Origin of the sequence: Bacteroides sp. DH3716P (assembly GCF_025914115.1) — a bacterium.
In the GTDB taxonomy this organism is placed as follows: Bacteria; Bacteroidota; Bacteroidia; order Bacteroidales; family Bacteroidaceae; genus Bacteroides; species Bacteroides ovatus.
This window is the reverse complement of sequence record NZ_CP083673.1, coordinates 2,599,804-2,614,311: the sequence shown is the minus strand read 5'-3', so window position 1 is coordinate 2,614,311 and position 14,508 is coordinate 2,599,804. Positions and strand designations below refer to the sequence as shown.

9 protein-coding genes are annotated in these 14,508 nt (G+C 42.3%); all 9 read right to left on the bottom strand.

What is annotated here, in order from left to right; translation table 11 throughout:
• Window positions 1–3 precede the first annotated feature (3 nt).
• Window positions 4–1,701 (bottom strand): response regulator transcription factor, encoded by a 1,698-nt coding sequence (locus KQP79_RS09770; RefSeq protein WP_004300188.1) that lies wholly within the window; start codon window positions 1,699–1,701, stop codon window positions 4–6.
• 685 nt (window positions 1,702–2,386) lie between these two features.
• Entirely contained in the window at window positions 2,387–3,940 is a 1,554-nt protein-coding gene (locus tag KQP79_RS09765; RefSeq protein ID WP_004317799.1) for a BT_3987 domain-containing protein, read from the bottom strand.
• A 27-nt stretch (window positions 3,941–3,967) separates the two neighbouring features.
• Complete coding sequence (locus KQP79_RS09760; RefSeq protein WP_195351606.1) at window positions 3,968–5,203, bottom strand: DUF1735 and LamG domain-containing protein; 1,236 nt, start codon at window positions 5,201–5,203, stop codon at window positions 3,968–3,970.
• Between the two features lie 14 nt (window positions 5,204–5,217).
• A complete protein-coding gene (locus KQP79_RS09755) occupies window positions 5,218–6,252 on the bottom strand; it encodes a glycoside hydrolase family 18 (protein WP_004308086.1) in 1,035 nt (344 codons plus the stop codon).
• 24 nt (window positions 6,253–6,276) lie between these two features.
• The gene (locus KQP79_RS09750) at window positions 6,277–7,860 is read right to left on the bottom strand and encodes a RagB/SusD family nutrient uptake outer membrane protein (RefSeq protein WP_032846870.1); all 1,584 of its coding nucleotides are present in this window, start codon (window positions 7,858–7,860) and stop codon (window positions 6,277–6,279) included.
• A 16-nt stretch (window positions 7,861–7,876) separates the two neighbouring features.
• Window positions 7,877–11,215, bottom strand: a complete 3,339-nt coding sequence (locus KQP79_RS09745) for a TonB-dependent receptor (protein ID WP_215667086.1) — start codon at window positions 11,213–11,215, stop codon at window positions 7,877–7,879.
• 144 nt (window positions 11,216–11,359) lie between these two features.
• On the bottom strand, window positions 11,360–12,346 hold the full coding sequence (locus tag KQP79_RS09740; RefSeq protein ID WP_215667087.1) for a FecR family protein: 987 nt from the start codon (window positions 12,344–12,346) through the stop codon (window positions 11,360–11,362).
• Window positions 12,347–12,402: 56 nt separating this feature from the next.
• Complete coding sequence (locus tag KQP79_RS09735; RefSeq protein WP_061447568.1) at window positions 12,403–12,954, bottom strand: RNA polymerase sigma-70 factor; 552 nt, start codon at window positions 12,952–12,954, stop codon at window positions 12,403–12,405.
• Window positions 12,955–13,196: 242 nt separating this feature from the next.
• On the bottom strand, window positions 13,197–14,507 hold the full coding sequence (gene fucP / locus KQP79_RS09730) for an L-fucose:H+ symporter permease (protein WP_061447569.1): 1,311 nt from the start codon (window positions 14,505–14,507) through the stop codon (window positions 13,197–13,199).
• Between the last annotated feature and the right edge of the window lies 1 nt (window position 14,508).

The following is a 14,508-nucleotide window of genomic DNA, read 5'->3' as shown; positions in this document are numbered from 1 at the left end:
ATTTTATAGCTTTTTCGTAATGGACTTGCTTGGAGTTATCCCGAAATACTCTTTGTATTTATGGCGGAAATTCTTAAGATTTTTCAATCCAATCATTTCAGGAATAACCTGGACAGAGTATTTTCCACTCTCCAATAACTCACGTGCTTTTTCCATACGAATACGATAAATAAAATACTTCGGTGCTTCTCCCGTCAGTGCTTTCCATTTATTAAAGAAAGCAGTTCTGCTCATATACAGTTCAGAGGCAATTTCATCTATCGTCAGATTTTCCTTATCTATATTTTTTAGAATAAATTCTTTTACTTGATTGATGAATGTGTAATTACTATCATCTAAAACTTTCTCTTCTTCCTTTTCCAAGAACTGCTTTCCGAAAACTGTCTGCAAGAATGATCTTCTTAGAGAACGGTTGTTTTTGATAAGTACATTCATTTCTATCTTTAAATCTTCGATGTGGAAAGGCACATATAAAAAGATGTCGGCCAGAGAACTTTCTCTTTTGTTGCGTTGTCCTATATCTATACGTGAACCGTAAAGGATGATAGGAATAACGGATGTTTCTCCTGATGTCTTTAGTCTTGATGACAGTTCATAGCCATACATTCCATGCAGCATAAGGTCGCAAATCACTAAATCAGGATATTTCTCTTTTATACATTCTAAAGCTTCAGAGCCATTCCCGAAACTTTTCACATCAAAATCCTTTGATAAACATTCTTCCAAATAAGACTTGAATTCTTCATTACTGTCAGCGAGAACAACAGTAGGCTTGATTGAACTTTTTTTATGAGCAATCTTACCCAATGAAGTATCAGTCTTTCTTTCTTCCGACTTTTTTGCGGAGTGTATGATATTATATCCGGATACCTTTCTTTCTGAATTTGTTGTAGGAAATCTTAGTGAGACAGTGTGGGTTGAATGATTGATAAGAATATTCCCATCACATAGTTTCATTAATTTTTTGCAGAGTACACTTTTGGCAAATGCATATTTGAACTCTGATTTATGTTTAGGTTTAATCAAGTGATACTTTTGGCGCCTATAACATGTTAGCAATTTGCCCTTGTTGGCATCGAACGTTTTAAGTTCCCAGTGTTCGGAATTAGAAGAAATTGAAAAGATAATCCTTTTATCTTCAGGTTTCGAATGTTCTATTGCGTTTTTTATGAATTTATCAATGATGGGAGAGATTTTACTTTGATCGAACCAAACGCTGGCATAATTAAACTCTGTTTTTATTTCTAACTTAATCCGCTTGTCCGTAGCGAAATTTTTCAATGAATGGACTCTGTTATTAATGAAGTTTCCCAGTTCATATTCGGCAATATCCATCTGTTTGGAGTAGATAAGCAGATGTCGCAGATTCATTAATTTGGTTAGGTGTTCATCAAGACAGTCTATATTACGAATGACTAGTGATAACATTTTCTTTATGTCTTCGGGGCAACTATCATCACAAGCAGCTCTTAGAGGGGTATGAACGAGTGTGATAGGGTTGCGAATGCTTTGAAAAGAATCCATGAAATATTGGTGCTCTTCTTTTAAGATTTTGATTTCCTTATGGAGGGTAAGAAAATGAGATAAGAGCCAATATAATGAAATTCCTCCGGCTGTAAGTAGTAAGAAGAAGTGAGACTGGTGAAAGATATTTGCATCTATAATAGAGACAAATAGTGACGTTATCATTAAGTATTTCATATTTATTTTTTGTTGAAGTCACTTGGACTGTATACCTCTGTTCCTTTTTAGTTGAGGGGGGATGAGAAAATGCACAACGAGTGTGATTTAGGGCATTACTAAACTCAAACAGTCTAATCTCAAAATTATTTGTTCTTTGAAGGTCAATATTAAGAAAGCGAGTTCCGTATGCAGATTTAAATCCTTACGTCTTGAATCATTCTTTAAGGAATATCTATTTCCTCCAAGTGACAATAATTAATAGATCATTTTTTCTGAATATATAATACTAAATAGAGATTCTTTGACGGTGGTGGGCGTATCTTGTATTTGATACTGTAATCTTTTGGGGCTATCAGTATCACAATATGCTTTTTCATATGTAATTCCTAAGGTAAAGTAAACATATTTTCTTTATTGAAATATAGTTTGTTTTTGCGGAGTAAAAGTAATGATTTGGTATAATAAATAAATGATGAGTTATTGGCAAATGGTGTATTGTTATTGTTTGGTGTTGTTTTGTAGGTGATAAGTGTTGTGTTTTTGTATTATTTTAATTGATGATATTTGGTGGAAATAGTGAAACCGGAACTTTAACCAAATAGATGGTTAAAATTCCGGTTATATTATTTTACTGATAATAGGCGCATAAGCTCCTGTTAGTAAGGAAAGGATTTGTTTTTCCTCCCCTGTTTAATTGATAATTCTACATCTCGTAATAGTTTTTATCCCCTTTCATATCCTTGTATTTACCATTATGCAAATAGTTGATGTCCGGTTCATATTTATGGCCTCCTTCCACTCTATAAAAGGCTGCTGCCCCTGCATTTATGTTAGCATGATATGGTGTTGCTTCCAGTGCGTCCGACCAGAAAGGGATATTACGCATTATGTAAAGTTTGCCAAGACCTTTGTCATATAACTTTTCTCGTAACGTTTCCGGATACGATTCGTCATTTTCATAATCGAACGTATATTCGTCGGTGCTGAAACCGCCATATTGAGATTTGTCCAGTCCTGCTATTGGTTTTTCAATCGAGCTATCCTCCCATGGATTCATAATTTTGGTATTTACCCATGTCCAGGCATAATCAATATATTCACCTGCTCTGATACCCGCAGCCTCGGAGGCTAGTGAACCGGCCGGATCACCCGTTATGGTAACTGTAATCAGTTTGGTCTTGCCTAAAGATTCCCGTAGTGCTTTGATGAGCTTCGGATACGAGGTCGCATTGGCAGCCGGATGTCCGTTTATACCATATTCGGCACCTTCGTCCATGAGATTAATGCCATCTACACGGTAGTTGGCGAGCTTCTTGACTTCCGCTACAAAGGCTGTAATCTGCTCATCTGTCAGGTTGCAGAATCCCAAGCCGGTCCCTTCTGCTTTAAGGGTGACGCAACGCTTTATACCATAGCTGGAGAGTGACGACATATTGCTTAACTGCTTTTTGAAATTGGCTGATTGGTTCAGAGTCACTTTTCCATTCGCATATCCCAGTGTTGCGGCATTCACATTAATGATGTCATATAAATAGGCATACCACGACGTTTCCCATAACTCATAATGTCCGGGACCGAATGTTTCATTATCATATAATACCATGATAAATTCTTTGGCAATGGAGGCGTTGACTTTTTCGCCATCAATAAACCCTACCATCTTGTACTTTTTCATATCAGCCTTCATCGGGCTCAACCACGGATAAGTAGAGCGTTTATAATAAATCTTGTAATAGATTTCATTACTATCCCGTGACGGACGAATTCCGCTTTCTTCCGGTAGTTCTACGGTAATAGGGAGCAAAGAATAATCATGCAATGTGCCTAGCGGATTCAGGCGTACCATGATAGTATCCGACATTGTATCTCCTGCCTTAATAGTCATTGCACCATCGTTACTGATGCCCTCAATGCTGATAGTAGACATTTTCCGGTATTCCGTACCGTGTTCTTCATTGTATTTGTCTACTAAGTCGAGGTCGATTTTCATTGTGATTCGGGTGTCCTGTGCCACCGGCTTCACCGTTTGGTAGAAGAATGCAAAATCGGGAGTCTTGGTATTGGTCATGGTGATTTCCAGGTCACTGGTTGTCATATCACATTTTAGCATGCCAAAGTTATTGTCTAAAGCCGTCTCGTTAGGTAATTTACCTACGGGAGTGGCAATGGAATTATCTTCGCAGCCTCCTAGCATGCCGGTTACTAATGTAATGGCAGCCATGCAGAGAACATTTTTGAAGTTTATATTTCTTTTCATGTCCATGGTTATCTTTAAAGTGAATGATTACTTGTTGATTTGTGGAATTTCGATTCCCGTCGGCCACACAAGAGGTTCGGCAGATACTGCATCGAATCCGTGTTTCGAATGGTCCTTGACAATGTTTCCCTCACCTTCATTAAATTTCCAGTAAGCAAGCAGGCTTTCTTCGTTTTCAGGATCTTCCACTTTATACATATTCGTCCAGATTTCCTCTTTCGTACGGCAAGTGTTCCAGATACGTATCTCTGCGATGTTACCGTTGAGTTGCCGTAGCTCATCTTCATAAGAGCGTCCTATCTGGAATTCGCAATCCGGCGTTCCACAGATATCCACAGTAGCTCCTTTTCCATAAGAGATATCCTGACTTTGCAGTTGTCCGTTCACATAATAGGCAATAAAATGTTCCTTGGCGTTGTACACCAGCGCTATATGATACCATGTCATTGCATTCAGTGACTTAGCCCTGTCGGCGGCGGGGAATTTGACTCCGTCCGGTCCCTGCATCTGCAACTGTTGGCGTGGGAAACTTGTATCACCTATACGCATTAAGAAATGCTGTTCTACTCCCATGATCGTACTGATATCCGATGCACCGGCCGTATTGCTTGGTCCGCTGTATGTAAAGTCCTCTACATATACCAGTGCTTCCATGGTAATCTGACCTAATTCTTTCAGACAGGCATTTTTCTCTTCGTCGAGGAAAGTAGGCACTTCCAGATAATTGTCTTTCAGGTTGGCGGCTACCGTGATAGCGCTTGAACGGCGCACCAGATAGAACAATGTTTTCGAACCGTTCAATAGATGAACGCCACCCGACGTTTCAGAGATGGTGAGCGGAACCAGATAAGTTTTATCAATCTCCAGATCTAACAGGTTATTAAAATAGATCGTATCAATCAATGATTCACTCTTTTCGGCTTTGATAATCAGTTCGCTGTTCGACAGGCTATAATATTTACTACCCAGCATTCCATAATCAGTCCCGTGCCGGGCATTGAATTCGTTTATCAGTCCGGGATCCGCTTTCAGCTTCACTACGATGTCTTTTCCTGCCGGGTAAGTCAACTTGGCGCTGAAGGCACGTTTCTGTTCATTCAGCGTATTTCGGAAAGTCACTCTTTCTGAATTGCTGTTACTGGCTTCCTTGATATAGACCATGTTGTCGAATGGTGCTTTATTGCTGTAATCCGTATTGTCACAGGCAATCATCAGTCCGCAGATGATTGCAGCCAGAGAGATGATTATTTTATATCGTTTCATAGTTCCTCCTTTCATTAATTAATCGGTGATGGGTTCAGTTTTTGGATAGCATCACGTATACGGCGGTAGTTAGTCACCCCATCGGTGGCGAGATAATCTTCATTGGCATTGTAGATAGAAACTCCTGCCAGCGGACCATTGTTACCCAGTCCTGTGATGAAATGATTGATGATGTAGGCCATCCCTTCCGAGGTTTGTATAACATCCAAATCTTCCCGGCTGATGATACCGGTTTTACCGTCATCGGTCGGAGGAGTGGCTGTCGTTATCACTTTCTCTTTGGGCATTTTCCCATAGAAACCTACAGGTTGGCTCATATTCAGTTTTATTTCGAGTGAGCTTTCAAGCAACACAATTTGCCCATCCACGAAATAGTCTACCAAATCGATGAACGGCTCTTCGTATCTTCCGCTATAATCCACTGTAAATGTGACGATGCCATCAAAGAAAACCAACTTTCCATTATTAGCTTTCGGACCGCCGATAGCGGCAAGTTTTTCCCGGATAGCCGTCGTTACCTCATTGAAGAAATCGACATGCATCATACTTCCGGCACGACCAAACTGCACATAATAACCGTCAAATTCATCACTCTCCCCGTTTTTCAATGCCGCATTCATTTTCGTTTTGAATTCTTCCAGGTTTTCTGTCTCTTCGCATTGGTCGTAGAATTCGGATAAATTCTTGTAATAGAGAAATTTGGTGCCGGTCCGTTTGAGTTTGGATATGTCTTCCTTATCATAAACGGACAGATTATCAGCGTTGGTCAGCACCACAAAATCTACGCTATCGGGCAAGGAACGCAAGAAATCCTGTTCGCCCAATGTCGTACCCGGATTGTTGGCAAAACGTATTAACATTAACGTATGCTTCCGGTTTTTGTATTCTTTCAGACTTTGCTCGTATTTTTCATGCAAGCTGGGGTCTTGTTCGTCGGGAAATATAGGGTTGTAATCAACCGGTGTCGGTTCTGTCCAGTCGCTACAGGCAACGAACATCAGTGAGCAGGCTATGGTCAATATGACACTTATGAATGAATTCTGTTTCATTGTATCTTGGGTTTAAGTTCCACATTATTTTACATTCGGATTGCAGTCCCACCATAAGCGGGTAGCGCCGTTATCTTCTCCATTGAGCTTTCGCAGGGCACCGAGCATATTTTCCGCATTCAGCTGATATTCTTCGGCAGGATAGGAGAGACGTCGTATTCCCAGTGTCAGGTTAGTGATTCCCACTCCCTTGTTGTCCATTATCGGAAGGAATTTAGGATACCCTGTGCGGCGATGTTCGCACCAGGCTTCAATGCCCAGAGGAAACATGGCAATCCATTTTTGAGTAATGATACGTTCCAGGTTTTCTTCGAAACGGGTATTCTCCTTGTCCTCGTTCCAGGCAATGGTGATGCTGCTCGGAGATTGGGCGCTGTATGTACCTCTCGGGTCTTTGTAAGCCCCCGGCACCAATGCTTTATTCTGGGAGTATCCGCTTGCTCCGCTTGCGCCCCATTGCTCAAAGGAAAGGGTGATCGCCTTCTCATATAGCTGTTGGGCATCTCCGCTCATTGCCCATCCCCGCAGGGCACCTTCGGCGCGAAGGAACGTTACCTCGGCGGCAGTCATCCACATATACGTATCATTGGCAGTCATCAAACGGTTGGAATAGGTTTGTATCAACTCGTCGTCCGTCACTTTGGAAGGAAGAATACCAATGCGTAGCCCATAGTAATCGGTATCATCCTGATACTTTCCCTGGGTGAAGTATTTTTCCAAACGCGGATCGTTATATCCCTGCATATAGGAAACGATTTCCGCAGCTATCCGGTAATCCTTCCAATCATTGAAACAGAGAGCCGAACGATTCTCCTCCACATGCAGTTGCGCGTTGTCCTCATTGTTCTCTATCACACCTGCGGCTACGGCTTTCTCGGCTATTTCCCTGGCCAGTTCCGGTTTCACATAAACGATACGCATGGCCATGCGAAGCTGTAACGAGTGAAGGTATTTATACCATTTCCGCACATCTCCATAATAAAGATTATCCAGTTTCTTAAATCCTTCCGCACTTAGACCTAGATTCTCCTTCAGAGCTTCATCTGCTTCTTCCAATTCCTTGAACATAGCCACATAAACCTCCTCTTGAGAGTCATAAGGAGCACTAAGGCCGTCACCTTCCGTTTTATCTCCCAATACTTTGGTATAGGGAATCGGTCCGAACATATCCGTAGACCGGTGCATGATAGCGACTCGCAGAATCTTGGCGAATGCCAGTGCGACGGGGTCATTGGTACGGTTGATAATATCCCGGTAGGAAGGATACATTTCCGAGATAGGATCGGAGAACGAAGCCTTCAGCCAGTCCGACTTGGGATTATAAGTCGAGTATTTTTCAGTCCAACCCACACGAGTCTCTCCAAAATAACGCCCGTAGGCTCCTCCGCACATCGCTTCCACAAATTGATAAAGATGCTCTTGTGTGGGGACCACCAATGCTTCCATGCTCTTTAGAGACGAGCCGATGATATGGTTTTCGCGCATCAGTTCATCCTGCGTTGTCTCGTAAGGATTACGATTGATATCCATATCGATACAACTTCCCGTCCATAGCATCAGCGTTAGCAGGTATGCCAGTCGGAGGGTTGCTTTTCTGTATTCTTTCATTTGAGTATTCATAGTTTTAGAAGTTAATCTTTACATTAAAACCAAAATTGCGTGTACTGGGCATCATGAAGTAGTCGATTCCCTGATAGAAATTGCTTGTTGTGGCAATCGCTTCCGGGTCGAAAGGTGCTTTGCAATAAATCATCCACAGGTTACGTCCCACTACAGAGACGTTGATGTCGCAGATATTACCCAACCATTTGCGGGGGATGGTGTATCCGATGTGCGCTTCCTGCAAACGCAGATTTGTGGCACTATACGTATAATATTGCGGCAGCCCGCTTGAGGTAGCTACAATCTCGTAATACTGCTGTGCGTTCACCCAGCTACGTCCGTTGACGAGTACTCCGCCACGGTCACGGGCGGCAGCAGATGCTTCGGATACGCCATATTGGTCGAGAGCAGCCTGTGTGGCTGAATAAACAATACCTCCCAGGCGGGCACTTAATTGAAATCCCGCATAAATACCTTTGTAAGAAAAGCTGTTGTTCCATGCCAGGTTTGCTTTAGGAAATACGCTGCCTAATTTGATGTCAGGTAGATTATCCGTTTTGGCGACATCCCCATTTTTGTCTATCTGGATATATCCTTTATCGTCACGTATGAAGTCGGCATTCGTGTACAGGTCTCCCAGTGTGCCTCCTTCTTTCAGGATAAATTTGGTATATCCCAGTCCTTTTAGTTCAAGGCGGTCTTTGTTGACGATTTCTCCGGTTTCGGGATGCACATAGTCCTTAACCAACTCCACAATTTTGTTTTTATTCCAGGAGAAAGTGAAATTACTGTTCCATCCGAAGTCGCGCCATGTATGTCCGTAAGAGAGTAGCCCCTCGACACCGAGATTGCGTACATAACCGGTTTGCACATAAAGAGTCGAATAGCCGGAAGATACGGTGATTTTCGGGTCGAATGTCTGGTTATAGGTATTGGCATAGTAGAATGAACCACTGACTTTGAAATCCTTGAAGAAAGTTCCGTCCACACCTATTTCCCAAGAGTCGGTACGTTCCGGTTTCAGTTTGCCGATAGGATAATGGGTTTTGGCGTTCCAGTCCTGTTTGGTAGGGTCATAGCTGTAAGTCGGTTGTACCAGAAAACGCGGGTAGGGGGTACCCACAGAACTGAACGATCCGCGTACTTTCAGGTAATCAATCGCTTTGGGTAATGTCACCATTTCGCTGATTACTGCCGAAAGACCTACCGATGGATAGAAGAAAGAAGTAGGATTCGAGCCTTTCAACTGGGAAGCCCAGTCGTTACGTCCGGTCAACGTCAGGTACAGCATGCTTTTCCATCCTATTTCCGCACTGGCAAAAATAGACTGCGTCATTTCTTCCCAACCCTCCTGTGTTGCCCGTTTCTTGGCATTATCCAAATCAAATACATTGAATACGTTGGGCACTCCCGTGTCGCGAATCGGACCACCGTAACCCAGTAAATCACTGGAGTTGTCGCTCAATGAAGTACCGGCATTGACTACTACCGTGAAGTCGTCAATGCGTTTATTGATATTCACCATGAAGTCGGCATACGTCTGTGTCTCGTTCACCTTTTGGATGGTGTAATGTCCCTGGGTACTACCTTCGGTCAGTGTAGAGATCGTACTTGCGTATAGCTTTTGCTGATAAGTATTGTCGGTGTTATCCACGCGGATACGTGCCGATACATTCAGCCAGTCCAAAATGTCGTATGTCAGTCCGGCGTTCAGCATATAACGCTTTTTCTCATTCGTGCGGACGTTCCGGTAAGCAATCCAGTAAGGATTCTGCATACGCAAATCCCCTTCACCTTGCGGCCAGTAAGCCACATTGATTTTACGTGCTTCGTCATAACGTTCGAAGGCTTTTACTAGAGAAAAGTCATCGCCGCGTGGAAACAGGTAAGCCGAAACCAATGGATTGGAATAAACTCCCTGATTGGTCATGTTGCGGTCATTTTGTATGATATAACTGGCTCCTACATCCAATTTCATCTTGTCATTCAGGAAATGAGTCGTATTGCGAAATGTGAAATTATATCGGTTGTACCTATTGTTCGGAATCATTCCTTCTGAATTGACTGCTGCGGCAGAAAAGAACGTTTGGTTCTTGTCCGTACCTGTCGAGAGGGTGATGGAGTTGCTGTAAGCCGCTCCCGTATCAAAGAAGTCGGTGGGTTCATATCCTGTTTGGTTGGCCGGATTCAGTTTAGGCCCCCAACTTAATATGGGAGAACCTTCCGCATCGCCCCGTGTACCGGTTCCATACCGATTCTGAAACTTGGGCAATACAAATGGGTTCATAAATTCCATGCTGCTTGAGAAAGTAGCCGACAGTTTTCCTATCTGTCCCCGCTTGGTAGTCACTACAATAGCGCCGTTGGCAGCGTTGCTGCCATACATTGCGGCTGCTGCCGCACCTGTCAGGAAAGAGATGCTTTCAATATCGTCGGGATTAATATCCGCAATGGCTTCCGTAGCACCTTTGGAGTCAAATTCAGTACCGCCTCCACCGCCGAAGTTATACATCGGAATACCGTCAATGACGTATAGCGCATTACTGCTCTGCTCGATAGACTTTGTACCACGCATCACCACTTTACTGGCACCTCCCACACCGGAAGAAGAAGCATTAATGACAACGCCGGCAGCCTTTCCGCTCAAACTGTTGATAAAGTTGGCGTCTTTTATTTCCGGCATCTTGTCTGCTCCGATTTGCTGGACATTGTAGCTCAATGCTTTTTGCTCGCGTTTGATGCCGAGAGCAGTTACTACAACTTCCGATAGCTGTTGCGTATCGGCTGTCAGTTGAATGCGGTAATTATTCTGGTTGGTGACTTTAATGCTTTCTGAAGTATAACCGATATAAGTAAATGTCAGTGTATTTCCGGTGGAAGCTTCGATCAGGAAGTTCCCATCGATGTCTGTGATAGATCCGGCGGCAGTGCCTTCCACTTTGATGTTCACTCCGATCAAGGGATCGTTGTTTTCATCAACTACCTTACCGGTGATCTTTTTGGTCGGGTTGCTTTCTTTCTTTTGTTCCGGAATAATCATGATATATTTCTCTTTCAGTTGATAGGTGAAACCTGTACCTTTGAGAATTTGAGCGAGCGCATTTTCCAACGAAGCCGCCTCTATATTGAGGGTGATGGCCGGTTTGTTTTTCAGTTGGGAATCGTTGTAGCCTACGGACATACCGGATTGTTTTTCAACTTCTTTCAGTGCTTCAATCACAGATATACTATTCTTTTTAATAGTGATTTTAGCACCATTTTGTGCAAGGGAAACTGTTGTGGCGAGCATCAAACAGAAAAAAAGCATAAAACTTCTTCCCTTTGTCTTCTTGTCTACTATAAATTTATAAATTTGTAGCATTTTCTTAGTATTAGGTTATTGACTAAATTATTTCGAGGTAATTTGTAGAGTAAACTCTAATATTGGGAATTCAGATTTCATATCCGGGACGGAGTGAGGCCTCTGTTCCGGGTATTTTTTTGCATGGCATATAAGGTTAAAAAGTTATATTCTTGTCAGATAGCACTTGTCTTCTACTATTCTATAGTCCATTTGTCCGACCACGTTCACGATGATTTCCATCACTTCTTCGAGTGGTGCGTTGTCCTTGAAACGAAAACTGAACCTGTCGTTTTTGAGGTTCTTGATACTATATACAAAGGCATAAGGATATTTTCGCTCCAATACGTTGATGATGTCCGTCAGCGTCATCTTTTGCAGAACCAGTTCTCCGCGTTGCCAGGCTGTCACATCGTCCATATCCGGATTGGAGAGATCATATTTCTTATTGTTTCTGTTATAGGCAAACTGTTCGTTGGGATGGAGAATGACACTTGTTGTCAGATTGTTATAATCTACACGGATACTGCCTGAAATGAGGGTCGTTGCTATTTCCTGGCTTTCAGGGTAGGCAGATACATTAAATTCCGTACCCAACGCAGTAATCTGTAAATCATTGGATTTCACGATAAACGGACGTTTCTTGTCCGGCTTAACCTTGAAGTTGGCTTCGCCTAACAGGAATACACTACGACTATCTCCGGTAAACTCGTGCGGATATAAAAGTGTACTTTTCGAGTTGAGTTGCACTTTTGTTCCGTCGGGCAGCGTCAAACTTCTCATTTTTGCTATCGGAATATATTGCTGTAACAAGTCGGTTTCCGCTTTTGTGCCTACAGTCGATAGATAGACCGAAGAGGCAAGCAGGAGGAATAAGATAGCGGCTGCGGATTGCCATATATGTATTGGGCGAATTCTTCTCTCTTTGGGTACGGTTGGAATACCTTCCTGTTTTTTCAGGCGCTCGTAAGACTTCTGCATTCCTTTCACGTTTTTTTGCCGTTGCGCTTTGTTCCATAGCTCTCTCAAAGCATCTTCTTTCTGGGATGCATGATCCTCATCTACCAGCCATTGATAGAATTCATTTTGGGTAGCTTCCGGATAGTTATTGCCGGTAAATAATATCAGTATTTTCTGAAAAAAGTTCCTCATTTGCGCTGTTCTTTTTAGTGGTTACACTATTAGCACAATCGAAAATGGGGGATTACTTAAAAGAAACACAAGAAAAATGCAATAAAAATAGTTTTTTTTATTTCGAGCAGGGTCAGATAGATTTGGTGTTCCACAGTTCGTACGGAAATATTGAGTGCTTGTGCTATCTCCATATTACTCATATTGTTGATGCGGCTCATTTCAAAAACTTTTCTGCGGCGTTCGGGAAGGCGGTCGAGAATTAGGCGGATGATTAATAGTGCTTCTTTATAATAGATAGGGTCGAGAGTATCTTCGGATTTTAGTAAGTCTTCGATTAGATATTTCTGCGATAATTGTTCCTGATAGGATTGTTCCAGTCTTTTGCGTTTGATGAAATTGAAAGTTGTGTTTTTAGTCATGGCGTAGATATACTGGCCTATGTCTTTGTTTTCCAGCCAGACCTCCGGTTGTGTCCATAATTTAGCGAACACATCCTGAATGATATCTTCTGCGTCCTCTTCAGATTTGAGCAAGTTTATAGCGAAATATTTAACAGCGGAATAGTGCGTGGTAAATATAATTTCGAATTGGCGGGCTAGATGAATAGGGTCTTGGTTTTGGCTCATAGGTTTATCAGGTCTGTTGGTATGAGACAAATGTATGTAAATAATTCAACAATACTAAGAAGCCAAGATTAGTATGCGAAAAAGGAAACTAAAAAAACGACTTCAAGTTCTGTGTTTTTATGAACTCTTAACTGTGAAAAGGAAAAAAATAGTGACGCTATCCAGTAGGGATGGCGTCACTATTCGAGTGAGATGGTGACGGTATACCAATGTGATACCGTCACTATTTTTAGATATGTATTTTACCAGTTTCTTTTCACTGTGCGGTAACCGTAGCCGATAATTACAAGAAAACAGATGAACGGAAGAATAAATGAAACATTGACAGCCGGTAACCACGCTATTTGTTCCAAATCAATGATGCTTGCCTGTAGCGGTGGAAGAACAGAACCTCCCAGGATAGCCATAATAAGGCCGGCAGCTCCGAACTTCGCATCATCTCCCATACCTTTCAAGGCAATACCGTAGATGGTAGGGAACATCAATGACATACAAGCCGATACTGCTACCAGACAATACATTCCGAAGATATTTTGAAGGAAGATTACACCTAAAGTGAAAATACCTCCAAAGATAGCAAGAATCATCAGCAATTTACCCGCATTGAGATAGCGCAGAATGAACGTACAGATAAAACGGCTAATACAGAATATCACCATTGCTATGATATTATATTGTTGAGATAGTACTTCCGCACTTTTCTCGTCCATACCTTGTGACATGAACAAGCGTGTTCCATACTGAATGATGAAAGTCCAGCACATAATTTGTGCACCTACATAGAAAAATTGGGCAATCACACCTTCACGATAACGCGTTTGGGTGAAAATACGTTTCAGTGTAGGGAAGAAGTCTATTCTATGATTCTGATCTCCATTCTTAGGCATCTTGACGAATCGTATCAGAAGCAACATGGCTACGATAATCAGTCCGATAATGAGATAAGGAGCAATCAGGACGCTAAGGTCGCTTTCTTTGATTGCTTGAAATTCGCTGTCGTTAAGCAATGCGCGGTCTTCGGTACACATCGGATGCAATTTCGCTTGAATGAACTGCATGGCTACATACATTCCGAGAAGTGACCCCATCGGGTTGAAAGACTGTGCAAGGTTCAATCGCCGGGTAGCTGTTTCTTCCGTTCCCATGGAAAGAATATACGGATTACAGCTTGTTTCGAGGAAAGATAATCCGCAGGTCAGAATAAAATAAGCAATCAGAAACGGATAGTACTCACCCGTCATTTTGGCGGGGAAGAATAAGAAGGCTCCGAAAGCATACATACCCAGTCCTAACAAAACACCTGCTTTGTAGGAATATTTGCGGATGAAGATGGCAGCCGGGAAAGCCATTGCAAAGTAGCCTCCATAGAAGGCAACCTGTACCAATGCCCCGTCGGTGGCACTCATCCGGAAGATTTTAGAGAATGCCTTTACCATCGGATTGGTAATGTCATTGGCAAATCCCCATAACGCAAAACAGAAGGTAATGAGAATAAAAGGTATAAGATAACTGATGCCATCTTTCGAAATGATGGACTGCTTGGTGTGTTTCATG

Bases quoted from the DNA above. Each gene is read 5' to 3' on its own strand.
- KQP79_RS09770 (WP_004300188.1), bottom strand. From the start codon at position 1,701: ATGAAATACTTAATGATAACGTCACTATTTGTCTCTATTATAGATGCA.
- KQP79_RS09765 (WP_004317799.1), bottom strand. From the start codon at position 3,940: ATGAAAAGAAATATAAACTTCAAAAATGTTCTCTGCATGGCTGCCATT.
- KQP79_RS09760 (WP_195351606.1), bottom strand. From the start codon at position 5,203: ATGAAACGATATAAAATAATCATCTCTCTGGCTGCAATCATCTGCGGA.
- KQP79_RS09755 (WP_004308086.1), bottom strand. From the start codon at position 6,252: ATGAAACAGAATTCATTCATAAGTGTCATATTGACCATAGCCTGCTCA.
- KQP79_RS09750 (WP_032846870.1), bottom strand. From the start codon at position 7,860: ATGAAAGAATACAGAAAAGCAACCCTCCGACTGGCATACCTGCTAACG.
- KQP79_RS09745 (WP_215667086.1), bottom strand. From the start codon at position 11,215: ATGCTACAAATTTATAAATTTATAGTAGACAAGAAGACAAAGGGAAGA.
- KQP79_RS09740 (WP_215667087.1), bottom strand. From the start codon at position 12,346: ATGAGGAACTTTTTTCAGAAAATACTGATATTATTTACCGGCAATAAC.
- KQP79_RS09735 (WP_061447568.1), bottom strand. From the start codon at position 12,954: ATGAGCCAAAACCAAGACCCTATTCATCTAGCCCGCCAATTCGAAATT.
- fucP (WP_061447569.1), bottom strand. From the start codon at position 14,507: ATGAAACACACCAAGCAGTCCATCATTTCGAAAGATGGCATCAGTTAT.